Origin of the sequence: Geothrix sp. PMB-07, assembly GCF_030758935.1 — a bacterium.
Classification (GTDB): Bacteria; Acidobacteriota; Holophagae; order Holophagales; family Holophagaceae; genus Geothrix.
The window spans coordinates 1,299,276-1,317,013 of record NZ_CP132333.1; the positions used below are offsets into that span (position 1 = coordinate 1,299,276).

At 63.7% G+C, this 17,738-nt stretch carries 13 protein-coding genes; 1 reads left to right on the forward strand and 12 read right to left on the reverse strand.

Annotation, left to right across the window (positions count from 1 at the left end; all coding sequences use genetic code 11):
- Nucleotides 1-24 precede the first annotated feature (24 nt).
- The 8 genes from Q9293_RS05690 to cutA form a co-directional block, all read right to left on the reverse strand.
- Entirely contained in the window at nucleotides 25-2,079 is a 2,055-nt protein-coding gene (locus tag Q9293_RS05690; protein WP_306250910.1) for an OPT family oligopeptide transporter, read from the reverse strand.
- Nucleotides 2,080-2,203: 124 nt separating this feature from the next.
- Nucleotides 2,204-3,982 (reverse strand): M1 family metallopeptidase, encoded by a 1,779-nt coding sequence (locus Q9293_RS05695; RefSeq protein WP_306250912.1) that lies wholly within the window; start codon nucleotides 3,980-3,982, stop codon nucleotides 2,204-2,206.
- Between the two features lie 130 nt (nucleotides 3,983-4,112).
- Nucleotides 4,113-5,744 (reverse strand): dipeptidase, encoded by a 1,632-nt coding sequence (locus Q9293_RS05700; RefSeq protein ID WP_306250914.1) that lies wholly within the window; start codon nucleotides 5,742-5,744, stop codon nucleotides 4,113-4,115.
- A 40-nt stretch (nucleotides 5,745-5,784) separates the two neighbouring features.
- Nucleotides 5,785-7,791, reverse strand: a complete 2,007-nt coding sequence (locus Q9293_RS05705; RefSeq protein ID WP_306250916.1) for a M13 family metallopeptidase — start codon at nucleotides 7,789-7,791, stop codon at nucleotides 5,785-5,787.
- Between the two features lie 56 nt (nucleotides 7,792-7,847).
- Nucleotides 7,848-9,872 (reverse strand): M13 family metallopeptidase, encoded by a 2,025-nt coding sequence (locus tag Q9293_RS05710; RefSeq protein ID WP_306250919.1) that lies wholly within the window; start codon nucleotides 9,870-9,872, stop codon nucleotides 7,848-7,850.
- 32 nt (nucleotides 9,873-9,904) lie between these two features.
- On the reverse strand, nucleotides 9,905-10,369 hold the full coding sequence (locus Q9293_RS05715; RefSeq protein WP_306250921.1) for a DUF4442 domain-containing protein: 465 nt from the start codon (nucleotides 10,367-10,369) through the stop codon (nucleotides 9,905-9,907).
- A gap of 4 nt (nucleotides 10,370-10,373) precedes the next feature.
- Entirely contained in the window at nucleotides 10,374-11,354 is a 981-nt protein-coding gene (gene glpX / locus Q9293_RS05720) for a class II fructose-bisphosphatase (RefSeq protein WP_306250923.1), read from the reverse strand.
- 25 nt (nucleotides 11,355-11,379) lie between these two features.
- Nucleotides 11,380-11,706 (reverse strand): divalent-cation tolerance protein CutA, encoded by a 327-nt coding sequence (cutA, locus tag Q9293_RS05725; RefSeq protein ID WP_306250925.1) that lies wholly within the window; start codon nucleotides 11,704-11,706, stop codon nucleotides 11,380-11,382.
- A 422-nt stretch (nucleotides 11,707-12,128) separates the two neighbouring features.
- On the opposite strand from cutA, the gene Q9293_RS05730 reads away from it, so the two are divergent.
- Nucleotides 12,129-13,265 (forward strand): hypothetical protein, encoded by a 1,137-nt coding sequence (locus Q9293_RS05730; RefSeq protein WP_306250927.1) that lies wholly within the window; start codon nucleotides 12,129-12,131, stop codon nucleotides 13,263-13,265.
- Between the two features lie 183 nt (nucleotides 13,266-13,448).
- Here Q9293_RS05730 and Q9293_RS05735 read toward each other — a convergent pair whose 3' ends face one another.
- From Q9293_RS05735 to Q9293_RS05750, 4 genes are read right to left on the reverse strand one after another with little or no spacing between them, the layout of a single operon-like run.
- Nucleotides 13,449-13,802, reverse strand: a complete 354-nt coding sequence (locus Q9293_RS05735; RefSeq protein WP_306250929.1) for a hypothetical protein — start codon at nucleotides 13,800-13,802, stop codon at nucleotides 13,449-13,451.
- A 9-nt stretch (nucleotides 13,803-13,811) separates the two neighbouring features.
- Nucleotides 13,812-14,654, reverse strand: a complete 843-nt coding sequence (locus tag Q9293_RS05740; RefSeq protein WP_306250931.1) for a DUF2793 domain-containing protein — start codon at nucleotides 14,652-14,654, stop codon at nucleotides 13,812-13,814.
- Nucleotides 14,655-14,657: 3 nt separating this feature from the next.
- Nucleotides 14,658-17,132, reverse strand: coding sequence for a phage tail protein (locus Q9293_RS05745; RefSeq protein ID WP_306250933.1), 2,475 nt, complete (start codon nucleotides 17,130-17,132; stop codon nucleotides 14,658-14,660).
- The gene (locus Q9293_RS05750) at nucleotides 17,132-17,626 is read right to left on the reverse strand and encodes a phage BR0599 family protein (protein WP_306250935.1); all 495 of its coding nucleotides are present in this window, start codon (nucleotides 17,624-17,626) and stop codon (nucleotides 17,132-17,134) included. Before Q9293_RS05750 ends, Q9293_RS05745 begins: the two co-directional genes overlap by 1 nt.
- Between the last annotated feature and the right edge of the window lie 112 nt (nucleotides 17,627-17,738).

Sequence of the window (17,738 nt, forward strand, 5' to 3'; positions counted from 1 at the left end):
GCGGGCTGTCTGACTTTGGTGTCCCTAGGCTTCGGCTTTCGCTCGGCGGCTGTAGACCACCACGTAGAGGGCCAGGGCCACCAGGGCGATGAGGCCGATCCACTCGCCGAGCGCGCCGGTGGCCTGGGCCTCGCTGAGCACAGGGAAGCCCTCGCGCCAGGTGTCCTTCGCCTTGATGGCCGCGGCGATGACACCCATGATGGCGCCGCCGGCCATGAGGCCGCTGGCGATGAGCACGCCGCGGTTTTCGCGGGCCTTGGCGTCGGCTTCAGAGGTGCCCTTCTTGGGCCGGTTCACCCAGTGGGCCATGAGGCCGCCCAGGAAGAGGGGGGTATTCAGTTCGATGGGCAGGTACATGCCCAGCGCGAATCCCAGCGCTGGTAGCTCGACCATGCGCAGCACGATGGAAAGCATGATGCCGAGGCCGAAGGCGTACCAGCGCAGGGGCATGGACACGGTGCCGAAGATGCCTTCAAGGATGGCCTTCATGGCGCTGGCCTGGGGGGCGGGCAGGGCATTGGTGCCGATGGCGTAGGCGCCGTCGGGCAGCTTCTGGTTGGCCAGCAGCCACATGGCGATGCCCGTGAACAGCGCAGCCACGAGGGTGCCCACGAACTTCCAACCGATCTGGCGGGCGGGCGTGGCGCCGATCCAGTGGCCAATCTTGAGGTCCGTGCTGAAGGCGCCGGAGGCCGCCAGGGCCGTGCACACGATGCCGCCCACCATCATGGTGAGGAACATGCCGTAGCCGCCGGAGAAGTGCAGCTTCAGCATCAGGCCGCCCGTGATGACCAGGGTGAGCATGGTCATGCCGCTGATGGGGTTGGTGCCGATGGTGGCAATGGCGCGGGCTGCCACGGGTGCGAAGAAGAACGCGATGAGCATGATGACGCCGGTGGCCACCAGGGCGGGCACGAAGGACTTCTGGATGCCCAGGCCGAAGGAGAGGAAGAGCAGGGTGCCCAGGGCGCAGGCCACCAGGCCCACGGTGATCATGCCGCCGGTGAGGGTGCGGTCCGTGCGTTTGGGCACGAAGGTGGTGCCATCGGACTTTTCTCCGGTGAGCAGCGCCTTCATGTTGCTGATGATGGAACGGATCATGTTGGGCATGGAGGCCAGCACGCCCATGACGCCCGCGCCGGCGATGGCGCCCACACCGATGATGCGGATGTAGGCGGAGAAGACCTGTTCGGGGCTCATGTCCGAGATCAGCCTGGTGCCCGGCGCGATGATCTGGGGCACGTGCTGGCCGATGGCGTGGAAGAGGGGCACCAGCACGAACATGCTGAAGATCGAGCCCGCGGCCATGACGGCGCTGTAGCGCAGGCCGATGATGTAGCCGATGCCCATGGTGGCGGCGTTGTTGAGGAAGTTGAAGGCCAGGAAGCGTTCCCGGAGCGCGGTTCCCACCCACACTGTTTTCAGAGTGATGTTCTCGCCCATGACGCGGAAGATGCTGGTGAGAGAGTCGTACAGTGCGCCAATGCCTGCGGCGACGGCCAGTTCCGTGGCCTGGTTGCCGGCCTTCTCGCCGGTCACGAGGATCTCTGCCGTGGCGGTGGCTTCCGGCCAGGGGAAGATGCCGTGGTTCTCCACCATGAAGTGGTGGCGCAGGGGCAGGATGAAGAGGATGCCGATGCAGCCACCCAGGAAGCTCACCAGGCAGACCTGCCAGAGGGTGGGTGTGGGCACGCCGCTGCCGGGGGTGTTGGCCAGCACGTAGAGGGCCGGGATGGTGAAGGCCGCGCCGCTCACCACGTGGCTGCTGTTGGCGCCGATGGACTGGACGATGACGTTCTCAAGGATGGTGTTCTTGCGGGGGAAGAACCGGCTGAGGCCCACCGCCAGGGTCGCGATGGGGATGGCGGCTTCGATGCCCTGGCCCACCTTCAGGGCCAGATAGGCCGCGGCCATGCTGAAGATGGCGCAGAAGACGAGGCCCATGGTGATGGCCCGGGGCGTGACTTCCGGCACGCCGTCCTGGGGCACCAGCGGGATGTAGTCTTCGCCTGGTTCCAAAGCCCGCCGTGCATTGGCAGGCAGGCCTTTGATCTCCTGGGATTCAAATCCTTGGGACATGGGGCTCCTCTTGGGGGGAAGGGGTTCACCACGGAGGCACGGAGATCACAGAGAAAAGCTCACGGAGGGGAAAGAACTCTTCTCCGCGAAACCTCCGTGCCCTCCGTGCCTCCGTGGTGGATCTTTACGCGGGATAAGCTTCGAGGACGGACTGGACCACGCGGCGCGACAGACCGTGGTAGCCGGGGCTGGCGGCGGCGAAGATCTCGCGGGCCAGGGCGCGGGTACGGGCATGCTGGCCCAGGGCCCCGTAGAGCGGGCGCAGGTACTTCATGCGGCCCACGCGCATCAGCACCTCGCGAATGCGCGGGAAGGCGGGTTCATACTCGGCCGCGGCGGCCAGGGTGAGCCACTCCACGAGGATCTCGTGGTTGCCGCGACCCATGAGCTTGAAGTGCTCATCCAGCCAGGCACAGTCGGCCTGGGTGAGTTGGCGGGGCAGCTTCTGGAGGTAGACCTGCAGCTCTGCAGGCTTCCAGGAGGCGATCTGATGCGCGCTGGGACGGCCGCCATCGGTCCAGCTTTCGGCCAGCACCGTGAGGGTGTCCAACTGGACGCTGTGGAACTCGGGAGCGGTCTCCGGCAGGCCGGGCTTGTCGAGGTAGGCGCTGGCGTTCACAGCCTTCAACGCGCCGGGCAATTTGGCGTCCACGAAGGCGCACCATTGTTCGGTGGTGATGGACGTGAAGCGGAAGGCATCCATGTACTCGCGGATGAAGCGGAGGAAGCGGTCTTCGCCCACCTCCTTCTCCAGCGCGGCCACCAGGCGCGCGCCTTTTTCGTAGGGGATGCTGGAGAAGGCGTCATCGGGATCGATGCCTTCCAGGTGCAGGCGCAGCACGGTGAGGTGCGGTTCGTTCTTGAAGCGGGCCAGGCTGTCTTCGAGGGCCTTCTGTCCCATGGCCCAGCCCAGGGCCGCGGCGTCATCGCCGTGCAGGATGCGCAGGATGCGGCGCTCGGCCCACACCGTGAAGCCCTCGTTCAACCAGAAGTGCTCCATGCTCGCGTTGGTCACCAGGTTGCCCGTCCAGCTGTGGGCCAGCTCATGGGCCACCACGTCCACCAGGCTGCGGTCACCGGCCAGCAGGGTGGGCGTGAGGAAGGTCATGCGCGGGTTCTCCATGCCGCCGTAGGGGAAGGAGGGCGGCAGCACCAGCATGTCGTAGCGGTCCCAGGGGTAGGCGCCGAAAAGCCCCTCGGCCTTCAGGATCATGTCTTCCACGCCCGCGAACTCCCAGGCGGCGGCGGCCACCGTTTCCGGCTCGGCCCACACGCGGGCGCGGGGGCTGAGGTCGCGGGATTCCAGTCGGCCCACGGCCAGGGCCATGAGGTAGGAAGGAATGGGCTGGGGCATGTTGAAGCGGTAGAGGTGACGGCCGTCGGGCAGGGCCTCATCGCCCGCGGGGCCCGCAGACATCACGGCGGTGAGCCCCTCAGGCACAATGACCTCCGCCTGGTAGGCGATGCGGGCCACGGGCGTGTCCTGGCAGGGCACCATGGTGCGGGCGTGGATCTGCTGGCACTGGCTGAAGAGGTAGGGTGCCACCTTGCCTTCGGTCTGTTCGGGATCCAGCCACTGCAGGGCCATGGCGTCAGGGCCCGTGCGGTAGGTGATGGCCACTTCCTGCGTGCCTTCGCGCGCCTGGATGCTGAGGCGCTGGCCGAGGATGGCGTCCACGCTGCCGAGTTCCCAGGCGACGGGGCCCTGGCCTGGCACCTGCACAGACAGGATCTCCAGGCCCTTGGTGTCGAGATCGATGGGCCCGGCAAAGGCGCTGCCGAATTCCAGCACCACTTCGCCGTCGATGCGTTTGGCTTTGAAATCCACGCCCAGCCTAAGCCGCAGGCGGCGGGCCTTGGGTTGGGCGGCATCGTAGTAGGAATGCGGATCGGGGCGGTGCATGGGGACCTCGGGGAACCGGCCATCATCCCACGGGCCATGGATCGGCGGGCGTCACAAGTGAGAGCTGCGGGACACAGAAAAGGCCCCGGAATCGGGGCCTTTTCGATGGCGATGGTGGTCAGACCAGGCCCTATTCTTCTTCGGGGGCCAGACCTTCGACTTTCTTCACCTTGATGACGTCGCCGTGGTCCTTGACGATGCAGCGCAACCAATCCTCGGGGGCCTTGGGATGGGTCACTTCACCCTTCTCATTGCGCACGTTGCCATCCAGGTACTTCCAAATGAGGAACTCGCCCAGCTTCTTCCAGCGGGCCATGAGCTGGCTGGAGTTCTTGGCGGCCAGCTGGGTCAGGTAGTCACGGGCCAGGGTGGGGTTCTGCTTGTAGAGGTCGAGGGCCATGCGATCCACTTCGGGCTGGTCGGCGAGGTAACCGCCCTCGAATTCGCGCTGCACCTTCTGGACATCGACGATCATGTCGCTCCAGCGGGTGTAGGTGTAGTTGGACACGAAGTTGAAGGTCCAGAAGGCGCTGTCCCAGTTGAACTCATTGAAATTGCCGGTGCCTTCGGCGAAGGCCTTGGGAGCCTCCTTGATGCCACAGGAAATGGGCTGGTAGACGGTGAGGTAGGTGTCGTCCACGCCAAACCAGATCACGCCGCCCACGGGATCGGGCAGCCAGGAGCGGCTCTGGGTCACGAAGGAGAAGCCCGTCTGCTGGGTGGAGATGGCGCGCTCGTGAACGTAGTCCTGGCCGTCGATCTTGAAGCCCATGGGCCGCCAGCGGTAGGGCAGCTTGTAGGGCCCGGCACCCACATCCTTGGTCATGTCGAAATCCGTGCCTTCGAAGTGATCGCGCATGAGCTCCATGGCGTCGCGCACGTCCAGCTTCTGGTCGGGCTTCACGAAGAGCGGCATGGGCTTGGCGCCCTTCTCGGCCTTCACGTAATCCATGCTGATGTGCTGGCTCTTGGCGGCGCGGTTGAAGATGCTCCACACCCGGGCCTCGCAGCCGCGCAGCGATCCGAAGCTCAGGGGCGCATAGGCGTCCACGAAGCTGAAATCCTTGTCCTCGCCCTTGAAGTAGCCGGCCTTGCGGGCGAAGGGGATGAGGTCCTTGCTGAAGAGGGCCGACTTGGGATCGTTCTGGGGGAACTGGCGGATGCGGGCCTGGTTGGCGTGGGCGCTGATGGTGCCGTCGGGCAGTTTGTAGGCCACCCAGAGGGCGCCCTTCTGGCCCTTGCCCTTGCCGATCATTTCAAGGATCCACACTTCATTGGGATCGGCGATGGAGAAGCTCTCGCCCTCGGAGGCGTAGCCGTAGGTCTCCACCAGGTTGGTCATCACTTCGATGGCCTCGCGGGCGGTCTTGGCGCGCTCCAGGCCGATGTAGATGAGGCTTCCGTAATCCACGAGGCCGCTGGGGACCTGCAGCTCCTTGCGCCCGCCGAACGTGGTCTCGGCGATGACGAGCTGGTGCTCGTTCATGTTGCCCACGCGCGTGTAGGTCACCGGCGCTTCGGGAATGCGACCCAGGAACTTGCCCGTGTCCCATTCCACGATGTCGCGCATCTCGGAGGCCAGGTGGCGTCCGCCGTGCTTGAAGTAGAGCTCGCCGTACAGCGTGTGGCTGTCGGCAGCGTAGGTGATCATGGTGGAGCCGTCCTTGCTCGCGCCCTTGGTCACGAGCAGGTTGGTGCAGGCATCCAGGGCCGCGCCTGCCGTAAGCAGGGTGGCCAGGAGGACGAGGGGTTTCAGGCGCATGGGAATCCTTTGAATCAGGAGGTGGGACAGGGGTGGCAGCTTACCAGATGGCGGGGCGATCCTTCTCGGCCCGCTTCATGGGATCGCCATCCTTGCAGCCGAAGGCTTCATAGAATTCGGGCAGGTTGGAGAGGGGCCCATTGACGCGGAACTTGGCGGGGCTGTGGGGATCGGTGTTGGCGCGCAGGCGGGTGGCCTCTTCGCGGGTGAGGGTGCGCCAGGTTTCGGCGTAGCCCAGGAAGAACCGCTGCTCCGGCGTGAAGCCCTCGATCTTGCCAACTGGGGCCTTGCCCTTCTGGCTCAGCTTCCAGGCATCCCACGCGATTTTGAGGCCGCCCAGGTCAGCGATGTTCTCGCCCAGGGTGAGGTGGCCATTCAGATGCAGGCCGGGCAGGGGCTCGTAGGCGTCGAACTGCTTGGCCACCAGCTCGGCGCGGACGTTGTAGGCCTTCTCGTCTTCGGCGGTCCACCAGCTCTTGAGGTTGCCGTCGGCGTCGTACTGGCGGCCTTCGTCGTCGAAACCATGCGTCATCTCGTGGCCGATGGTGGCGCCGATGTTGCCGTAGTTCACCGCGTCGTCTGCCGTGGCATCGAAGTAGGGCGGCTGCAGGATGCCTGCGGGGAAGGCGATCTCGTTCATGGAGGGGCTGTAGTAGGCGTTGTTGGTCTGGGGCGTCATGTCCCATTCGTTGCGGTCGATGGGCTGGCCCAGGTGGGCCAGGCGGCGCTGGAACTCGAATCGGCGGGTTTCCAGCACGTTCAGGACGTAGGGCTGGGGCTGGATGTTGAGCTTGGTGTAATCGCGCCACACATCGGGGTAGCCGATCTTCACGCGGATGGCGGCGAGCTTCTCCTTGGCCTTGAGCTTGGTGGGAGCGCTCATCCATTCCAGGCCTTCGATGCGGGCCTTCAGGGCCGTGCGCAGGTTCTCCACCATCTCCAGCACCTTGGCCTTGCTGCTGGCGGGGAAGGCGCGCTGCACGTAGAGCTTGCCGAGGGCCTCGCCCAGGCCGTTGTCCGCAGCGAACATCACGCGCTTCCAGCGGGGATGCTGGGCCGTGGTGCCTTGCAGCCGGGTGCCGTAGAAGGCGAAGGATTCCTGCTCGAAGGCCTTGGGCAGGGCCGAGGCGGTGCTGCGCAGCAGGTGCCAACGGAGGTAGACGCGCCACTGATCGGCGGGCAGTTCCTGGATCATGCGCCCAAGTTCGGCCAGGAAGGCGGGCTGGCGCACCACGAAGCGGTCAGGAGTGGGGATGGCCAGGGCCTTGAGGTAGAGGTCCACCGGAAAACCCGGAGCGGCGGCCTTGAGTTGGGCTGGCGTCATGGCGTGGTAGATGGCGTTGGGATCGCGCTGCTCCACGCGGGTCATGCTGGCCTTGGCCAGCCGCGTTTCCAGCGCGACGATGCGGTCGGCATCCTTGGCATCGAGGCGCGCCAGGCCAAGCATCTTCGCCACGTGGGCGCGGTAGGCGGCGAGGATCTCCTTGGACTTGGCGTCATCCTTCAGGTAGTAATCGCGATCGGGCAGGCCCAGGCCCCCCTGGCTCAGCATCAGGGAGTAGCGGGTGCTCTCCTTGTCGTCCTGCTCGACGCCGAAGGAGAAGCCGGCGAAGGCGAACCGCTGATGCAGATCCGCCAGCACCGCCATGAGGGTGGAGGCGTCCTTCACGGTGTCGATGCGGGCGAAGAGGGGCTTCAGCGGGGCGAGGCCCTGGGCTTCGATGCCCGCCTCATCCATGCCGCTGGCGTAGAAATCGCCCACCTGCTGGGTTTCGGAACCCGTCTTGGCCTTGGCCATGGCCGCGGTCTGCATGATCTCTTTCAGGATCTGGTGGGTGCGGGTGTCGATCTCCTGGTCCACCCCATAGCGGTCGTATTCGGGGGGGATGGTGGTGCGCTTGGCCCAGGCGCCCACGGCGTACTGGAAGAAGTCCTGGGTGGGCTTCATGCTGGTGTCGATGTTCGCGGGATTGAAGCCCTTGTAGGGCATCTGGGCGGTCAGGGGCGCCACCAATGCCAGGGCGAGAAAAGCGGGTCGGTGTTTCACGGAAACTCCAGAATGCAAAAGGCCCGGGCTCTTGGTCCCGGGCCCACGGACAAGGGCTACCAGATGGCGGGGCGCACCTTCGCGTCACGCTTCATGGGCTGGCCATCGGCGCAGCCGAAGGCCTCGTAGAATTCGGGCAGGTTCGAGAGAGGGCCGTTGACCCGCTGCTGGCCGGGGCTGTGGGGATCGGTCTTCAGGCGCACGGACAGCGCTGCTTCACGGATGTGGTTGCGCCACACGGTGGCGGCGCCCAGGAAGAAGCGCTGGGGCCCGGTGAAGCCATCGATGGGGGTAGGCGCGGCCTTCCCCTTGAGGCTGTTCTGGTAGGCGGCGAAGGCGATCTTGAGGCCGCCGATGTCGGCGATGTTCTCGCCCAGGGTGAGCTTGCCGTTCACATGCTCGCCCTTGAGGGGTTCATAGGCGTCGTACTGCTGGACCACGAGATCGGTACGGGATTCATAGGCCTTCTTGTCTGCGTCGGTCCACCAGTTCTTGAGGTTGCCCTCGGCGTCGAACTGGCTGCCGCTGTCGTCGAAGCCGTGGGTCATCTCGTGGCCGATGACGAAGCCGAGGGAGCCGTAGTTCACGGCGTCATCGGCTGCTGCGTCGAAGAAGGGCGGCTGCAGGATGCCCGCCGGGAACACGATCTCGTTCATGGTGGGGCTGTAGTAGGCGTTGACGGTGGGCGGCGTCATGCCCCATTCCGTGCGGTCGATGGGCTTGCCGAGCTTCTTGAGGTTCTCCTGGATGCGATGGGCCGAGGCCCGGCGCACGTTGCCGAAGTAGTCGTCGCGCTGGACGTCGAAGGGATAGGTCTTCCACTTGTCGGGGTAGCCGATCTTCACGCCAAAGGCATTGAGCTTCTTGATGGCCTGGGCCTTGGTTTCCTCGCCCATCCAGTCGAGGTTGGTGATGCGCTCCCGCAGGGCCACCCGCAGGTTCTCCACCATCTCGAGCACCTTCTTCTTGGCCTCGGGGGGGAAGGCCACCTTCACGTAGAGCTGGCCCAGGGCCTCGCCCAGGGTGTTGTCAGTGACGGCTTCGACGCGCTTGGCCCGGGGCTCCTGCTCCGGGGTGCCGTTCAGGATCTTGCCGTGGAAGGCGAAGGACTCATCGCCGAAGGGCTTGGGCAGGAGGCTGGCGCAGCTGCTGATGGCGTGCCAGCGCAGGTAGGTCTGCCACTGGGCAGCGGGCACTTCAGTGGTCAGCTTTCCGAAGGCCTGGAAGAAGGAGGGCTGGCTGAGATTCAGATCCTCCAGCTGCACGCCACGCCCGGCGAAGTAGCCTTTCCAATCGAAGCCGGGGGCTTCCTGGACGACCTGATCCAGCGTGCGCTTGTTGTAGCGCTTCTGGGGATTCCGCAATTCCACGCGGGTCCATTGGGCCTGGGCCAGGCGGGTCTCAAGCGCCAGCACCTCCTTGGCGTGGGCTGCGGCCTGCGCCGGGGCTTCGCCAGCCAGCTCGAACATCCGCGCGATGTGAGCTTCGTATTTGGTGCGGATCTCCTTGCTGCGGGCATCGTCCTTCAGGTAGTAGTCCCGGTCAGGCAGGCCGGTGCCGCCCTGGTTCAGGGAGCCCATGTAGCGGGTGGACTGCTTGGCGTCCTGGCCCACGAAGAAGCCGAAGCCGCTGGACAGCCCCTGACTATGCAGTTCGGCAAGCAGGGCGGGGAGCTGCTTGTTGTCCTTCAGGCCATCGATGCGGGCCAGGACAGGCTTGAGGGGATCGAGGCCGCGCTTGGCGATGGCGGCCTCATCCATGCCCGAGGCATAGAAATCACCCACCTTCTGCTCGATGCTGCCCTTGGCCCAGGTGGTCTTGGCGCTGGTCTCGGTGAGGATCTTCTGGAGGATGGCGCGGTTCCGCTCGCTCACTTCTTCAAATGCGCCGAAGCGGGGCTTGTCCGAAGGGATGCTGTGGCTCTTGAGCCAGCCGCCGTTGGCGTAGGCGTAGAAATCCTCACAAGGTTTCACCGTCGCATCGAGGTTCGCGGGATCGATGCCGGGCTTGGATTGGGCGGCAAGAACGAAGGCCGCGAGTCCGAGACTGAGGGCGAGGGAGGCGCGAAGGGGGGATGCCATGGGTAACCTCGTAAGTTGAGGGATAAAGCCTATCAGGAAGGTCGGCTCAGAGCTATGTGGATGACCTTGTCAACTTCGACATGAACCGCTCCGGCCTTGTCTTCAAGCTGAATTCGGTAGGTGCGATCCACCTTGGGTTGCGCTTGGAGAAGGCGGCGGATCTCCTCCAGTTCCGAATCATCCAACCGAAACGTCGCGTGGAGGGTGCTTCGGCCCGGTTTTCGGAAACGGATGGAGGCGGCCTTGTCCCAGACGACGTACCCCGGCCCCAGGTTCTTCATGAGCATGAGCATGAAGAAGGGATCCACGGCTCCGTACAGACTGCCGCCGAAGGTGGTGTTCACGTAGTTGCGGGTGCGCCAGGATAAGGGCAGGCACACGCGGATCTCCCGCCAGTCGCTGGCGATGAAGGTGACCCGCCCGCCGGTGCCCCGGTAGCAGGGCCAGAGGTTGAACCCCCAGCGTGCCAGTCGGGTGCGGATGGACTCGCCGCTCATGGCTTTAGAAGCGAACGGTGGTGAACTCGCCTTCCTTCATGTGGACGGTGTCGATGAAGCGCACCTGGCGGCTGCCGTAGGTGAGAATGAGGCTGGACGTGCGCACGCCATGGCCGAAATGCATGACGCCCTTGAGCAGGTTGCCGTGGGTGACGCCGCAGGCCGCGAACACGATCTGCTTGCCGGGGCAGAGGTCGTCGGTGAAGTAGATGCGGCCGAAATCCACGCCCATGGCCTCGGCCTTTTCGCGGCTGGCGGTGTTGGTGTCGACCTTGAGGCGGCCCTGGATTTCGCCGTTGAGGCACTTCAGAGCGGCAGCAGACAGCACGCCCTCGGGGGCGCCGCCGATGCCCATGACCGCATGGATGCCCGTGCCGCTGACGGCGGAGCTGATGGCGGCACTGAGGTCGCCATCGCCGATGAGCTGGATGCGGGCGCCAGCTTTGCGGATGTCAGCGATGAGCTGGGCGTGGCGGTCGCGGTCGAGCACGCTGACCGTGATCTCGGAGACCTGCCGGTTGAGGGAATCGGCGATGATCTTCAAAGTCTCGTGGACCGGGGCGTCAAGGTGCACCTTGCCCTTGGCGGAAGGGCCGACCACCAGCTTTTCCATGTAGAGGTCGGGCGCGTGCAGCAGGCCGCCCTTCTCCGTGGCCGCCAACACCGCGATGGCGTTGGGGGCGCCGGTGGCGCAGAGGTTGGTGCCTTCCAGGGGATCGACGGCGATGTCCACCTCGGGGTGGTCGCCATCCAGATCCGCGCCCATGCCCACCTTTTCGCCGATGTAGAGCATGGGGGCCTCGTCCCGCTCACCCTCGCCGATGACGATGGTGGCATCCATGCGAACGGATTCCATGGCCTTGCGCATGGCTTCCACGGCCAACTGGTCGCTGTACTTGCGGCGGCCATGGCCGATGGAGGTCGAGCAGGCGATGGCGGCTTGCTCAACCACTCGCAGGAATTCGAGGGACAGGGTCTGTTCCATGGGGCTACTCCTGGAGGCGAGCGGTTCAGGCCAAGCGGTTGACGCTCTGGCGGATCCAGTCGAGGAAGGGCTCGGAGCCCTCCTCCACCGAGAACATGAGGATTTCGGGGACCTCGTAGGTGTGCAGGTCGCTGATCACATCGGAGACCTGGGGGAAGAGCTCCCGGGTGGTCTTGATGATCAGCATGACCTCCTCATCCAGGTGGGTCTCGCCCTTGAAGTAGTAATAGCTTTTGATACTGGGGAGGATGTTCACGCAGGCGGCATAGGCCTGGTCCACCAGCGCGGCGGCGATGGTCAGAGCGGTCTCCTCGCTGCCACAGGTGGTCATGATCGTGCAGGCATCGGTCATCGTTGGGCTCCCCGCCTGGCAGGCGGAACCGGTCATTGTAGCTTGGGATGGGGGGCGTCACAGATCACGAAAGCCCTGAGCGCAGCGGGCCCGTGGTCTGACCACGGGTGGCGTGAAGCCTCACCCCAAATCGATCTTTTGCGATTCCACCGGCTGGGGCTCCTGTGCCGTCATCAGGGGAATGATCTGGAGTGGCTTCCATGACCGATCGGCGAGACCCGGGCGGAAGGGCAACCGCCCTGGCCTTGGTGATGCTGACCTGCCTAGTTCTTTTGGCTGTTTGTGTATAGATAATAGTGCATGGATCATTGTAAACATTGGTTATGAGTATGAAAATAAAGTCAAAATAAGCATGGCGCGGATGAATGCTCGACCTCACCCTGGGGACATCAGGAAACCCTGATTTGCCCAGGAGCCCCCCCATGAGCATGCTTCGATCTCTCACACTTGGCGCCATGCTGGCTGCCGTGCCGCTGGCCCTCACGATTGGTTGCGATAAGAAGACCGAAACCGAAACCGCCGAAGCCCGAGATCTGACCCAGAAGGTCACCGAGGCCGAAAAGGCCGAAACCCAGGCGCGAGGTACCGCCAAGGCTCAGAAGGAGGCTTTGGCCAAGGCTGGCGTTCAACCTGAAACCGCCGGGGTGCAACTGAGCGAGGCGCAGCGCAGCCTCCTCGAAGCCCGGGTGAAAGCGGAGAAGAACAACGGCACCGCGGCGCTGCTGCAGGAAATCCTGGATCGGGACAAGCAGATTGCGGATCTGGATGCCAAGGTGGCGAAGTTGCGCAGTGAACTGCCTCGCCCCGTGATCGCCAAGGAGAACGACAGCCACTTCGCCCTGGCGGTGCGGTATCTCAAGGGCCGGGGTCTCTCCGAAGAGAAGGCCAAGCTGGCGGCGGCCCGGGCCAACCTCCTGGAAACGTTGCAGCCGGGCTGGCAGATCTACCACCAATATGTCGGCGGAACCTACATCACGGCTGTTACCCAGGGCAAGGCGGACGTGGGCCCCACGGAGTACCTGACCAACCAGCGGGTGGCCCTCCAGAAGGAGCGGGATGACAGCATGCAATCGGCTCAGCGGCTGGCGACGCAGGTGGAAGGCCTGGTGGCAGAGCGCACCAAGGTGCAGGAGGACGTCGATGCCCTGCGCACCGAGAAGACCACCCTCCTCTCGCAGGTCAATGAGTTGTCCACCCTGAGCCAGGCCCAGAAGCTGAAGCTCAACGCCATGCACTACCTGATCGGGAAGCGGAAGGATCTGGAGAACGATGGCACCATCGTTGTTCCCGTGTTCGCCAAGGACCGCATGGGCCCCAAGGCCCTCACGGCCAAGTTCGACAAGGACCTCGCGCTGGATGGCCCGAACCCGGAAGTGGTCATCCAGGCGGCGGACCTGGGCCTGAACAAGATCAGCAAGGTGAACGTGATTCCCGGGTCTCTGGAAAAGGGCAAGCACTACAGCCTGACCTTCTCGGAAGACCATAAGAACGCCACCGTCCGCATCCTGGATGCTGATCGGCTGCGCAATGACCGCGTCGTGCTGGCGGTGACGGATTAGGTGCTGAGGTTTCCGTGGAAGCGCCCCTTCGCGGGGCGCTTCTGCTTGCTGGATTTGAATTCGCCGGCGCTGGCAGTCCTCTGGGGGGTTCGAACTGGTCTGGCTGCGCCAGTGTAACGCGGCGACCGGTTTGGCGCGACATTTGCACATGATTTGACACGTCAAACCAACCCAGGAGGAGCGCTAGTCGGTGGCTGTGTCCACGGCCGCTTCCAATTCGGGAACCCGGGCCTTTGCCTGGGCAATCTGGTCGCCCAGGTGCCGAACCTCCTCCAGAAGAGCATTGATGGTGTTGTTGTCGGATTCGACCTGGGCCATGAGCAACTTCACTTGAGCGAGCGCACCGGCCAACGTGTCCCCAAGCACGGCCTTGGCTTCTTCGCTCCCGGCTTCCATCACTTCGCGGATGGAGTTGGCGGCAATCTCGACCCCATCTTTGAGGACGACGCGTCGGGATTCGCGGTAAAGGTTGGAAGGCGCCCCGTCTACATAGGCAATCTCAATGCATCGGATTGTTGAAACTTCGGCAAGCGACATGCGCACTCCTTAGACGTTGAAGATGGTTCCAGAAATGATGAGCTGCGTTTTCCCAGAGCATGTCGGGAGGTAGAGTTTCCCATCGACGTTGACGAGGCAGTTCCCAACACCACCCCACGTCTGGTCGTTCATGCCGCAAGTTGAAAGCCGAGCGGGCGTAAACGGAAGCGTGATCGACGTCGAAGCCGTTGTGCAGCTCAAGGACGTTCCCGCGATGATGAGTGAAAAATCAGTCCGACCGCCTGCACGGACATATTTGGTCGCGTAGCCGATCCCGGAGCCGCCAAGATTTGCGGCGGTCGGGGTCCAGGTTCCTTCGTCATAAGCCGATAGACTTGCGGTCCCTCCGAGGTTAATCCCCTGCGGAAATTGGGGAATGTTTGATCCAGCCAAAACCTGCATGTAGGCTGCATTTTGTGCAACATTTTGGAGATAGAGGTCGTAAGTTGTTCCAGATGTAGCGGGTATGACGAGGCCAAACCCTGAAGAAAGGCGGATATTTATGGTCTGCCACGCGGTTCCATTGAAAAACCACTGCTGAGCAATTACCGAGGATCCATCTCGGACAGACCATCCCGTCCGCGCCGTGAAGAACTCCCACGCGGATGCAATGCTGGACCACCTGGCGATCTTGTTCCCCTGACCTGCCCAGGCGGCGGTAGGGCTCGTGCCGATGACATAGGCGTCTCCATCGGCAGGAGACCCCGGCGGAGCATTTGTCCCGACCCCCTTCATAGCAGGCATCAGAAGGGTATCCATGCCGCGCCATTGCTTCATCAGCTCGGCATAGTGAGCCTCACCCTGCGCTGCATCGACCAGAAGGCCTGTGTTTGGTCCGAATGATTTAGCCATCGATCACCCCTGAATTCCGCCGCAATAGAGGCCGCAGGTCATACCAGCCCCCGTCATCACAAAGGCCGGGCTCTTGCGCTCGACGCTTGCCAGAGCGCCATTGACGCTCTGAATGGAGATCTCCACTGTCTTGGTCCCGTCGACGTCGTCAGAGGCCCTCTGAGCGGCCGTGTAGGCTTGGCTGGTGGCCACCACCCCGGTAAAGGTGCGCTTGAGGGTGCCGCCAACGTAGGCCCGCACTGTATAGGTGCCCTCCGGCGCTGCCTGAGTGGGATCGTCCTGTCGAACGACCTGAGTCTGGGTCAGGCGGTTCCGATGCACCCATGCGGCCGCAACATCGCCCACGGAGGTTGTGAGGGTGGCAAGCCCGTTCACGGTGAGCCCGGCCGGGGGATAAGGCTTTGCGGCCCTGCCCACCAGATTGAGGTTGGACTGAAGGGCGCTCGCGATGGCCAAGGTGCCCCGGAAGCCCGTAGGCAGCAGCTTTGCAGCCAGGGTATCGCCAGCTGCGAAGATCTCATCCGTGGATGCCTGCCCGTAGGCGCCAAACCAGATGCGTTCACCAGCCGCATGAGCCTGAGGAACGGTGTCAAAGACGCCGCGCCACACTCCCTTCAGGGTCCACGTTCCATCTCCATTCGCGATGGGCTGCCGAATGACGATGGCCTCCCCGCTCTCGAAATAGGCCACATTGGCGCCCAGGCGCAGCTCTGAATCAAGCACGGGTGCTAGGGCCGCCAGGTCGGAGCTACCGGAGACCGTGAACCCGACCTCATCCACAGCGGCCGTCATGCCGTAGGCGGATGTCAGGATGCCCACGGGGGCGAAGGCCAGGCCGGTTCCACGATAGGTGAAGTCGGCATCCGCCGAGGGGGCGGTCTTCTTGATCCAGATGTCGTAGGTCTGACAGCTGCCATTAGGCCGCTGTCCCATGATGAGAAGCTTGGGGGCATCCTGCCGGGTGAGGTGGTAGGGTGCCTCCAGTAGCTGCTGAGCAGGGCACGCCGCTGGATCCTGAATGGGGTTGGTCCGGCCCGAAACAGCTGGAGCACCATAGAGCGCCTGGCCGAGGCTGAAAACGTCCTTCAGGACGCTGATGCGGATGGAGCGGTTCTTCAGTGTGCCACGGGCGGTACGAAGGACGCGGCAGACCACTTGGTCCAGGCCGAGGGGTCCCCACCGAAGCACGAAGACATCACCAGGGGCCAAGTCACGGGCCGCACGATTGCAGATCAAGTCGCCCTTGGCCAGGGAAGTGCAAATCGCCCGGAGATCACGCTCTGCGAGCTTCGCAGCGATGTCCGAACGGCTGATCATGGGATAGGACAGGGCCTGGTTCACGACCGCATCCTGCTGGCGAATGTTGCTGAACGATGCTGCCTGGACCTGCTTTTCCACGAATCCGGCCGCACGGTCCAGGTAGGTCAGCTGCACCTGATTGGTGCTCTCATCAATAGCCGATTCGCTGTAACCTTCCAGGCTCGTGATGACGGACTCATCGAGCACAGGAAGCGAGGCGATGTTGTAGCCACCACGGGCCAGCTTGAGCGTCCACTGGCCTGTCTTGAAATCCAAGTAGCAGGCGCCGTCGATGGTGCGCAGGATGTCATCCAGGAAATCGCGCACAGGCCTGTCATTGTCCCAAACCGCGCTGATGCCGAGCCCCTCTGAGGCCATTTGGTTCGCCGCAGCTTGAAAGGTGCTCAGGTTGATCATCGAGGTGGGCTGCGTCATCCCGCAATCGGGATTGGTCAGCAGCTCGTAGATGACTTCAGCAGCGTTGGCATCCCCGTTCAGGTTGGTGATACCTGCGGACAGGCCGAGGTTGGATGGAAGGCGGCGAACCACCGCGCTGATAGGCGCGATGCGTTTGCTGGTTCCTAGGTAGCCGCTTTCGCCTCCTGAAGAGGGCCCACGCCAAACCAGGCTCGCGATGCCGCGCCATGCGGGGAGTGGCGACCCGAGCTGGCTTTGGAGGTAGGGGTCCACCGCATGCGTCAGGGATCCAGGCAGGAAGTTAATGGTGCCAGAAAGACCGCAACCACTGTCCTCTCCACCAAAAAGACCGGGCGCGTCAATGTTCAGCACACCGCCCGTGGAAACACCAGTCCAGAACGACTTGCCATCGGCTTTCAGCTCCAGCAGCTCCACCGGGCCAAGGCATAGCTTCAAGAGCATCCCCGCGTAGTAGCGGAAGCCCACGTCCTGCCAGATGGTGCGGCCGGTCCCCATGAAGCCGCCTTTGCCCGCCTTCTTCTTGATAGGGCGGTTCGTGACATCACCCCACCACGTCACGTTCGGCGCCTTCAGCTCCACGGTTCCGCAGATGTAAGGCACTTTCCTCGCCTCAGTGGCAGTCGGAAACTCAAAGTCGGCGACGCCAGCAGGCTTCGCGTTGTCCACCTGGAGCTTTGGGCGCAGGAGCTCCCCAGCCACCATGCTGGCTACCCAGGTGAGGAAGAACGCCCAGAAAGGCATCAGCCGTCCAATCCGGAGGCGAAAGGGTTCTTCGCAGGAATGAAAGGATCACCACCGAAATTGACAGCGTTGCCGTAGACCGAATGGCAGTCGCCCCAGGAACCGTCAGAGCGCTTCCAGAGGTGATCACAGCCACGGATGACCTTGATGGCATCCGCGACCGCGGCACCGGGGAACGGCAGGCGCAGGGTCACAGCGTTGCCCACATGGCCCACGATGTCCTGCCGAACATCCAGCGCCGGATGGTATGCCTCGCCACGAATCCACCAGCCATCGGGCTGAGTCGCAAAGAATGGAGAGGTAATGGTGAGACCGTCACTGCTGATGGAAGCCAGAACCGTATCAAACGTCCACGCGGCCTCGGAGACTCCACAGCGAGCCGAGAAAAGACGGAGGCCACAAGAGCAGCCAAAGGTGTATCGGAGAGTTGCACGGCCCAAAGCCTTGTCCATGGGGTCGCATTGCAGCTTGGCCCTGGATCCAGTCCAGGCCACTCCTCGCACCTTCCCCTGCCAGAGCCATTCCGTGTCCGTCTCCCCGCGATGCTGGCAGCCAACGGACAACCAGATGGAGCTTCCAGGAGACCCACCTCGAAACAACATCGCG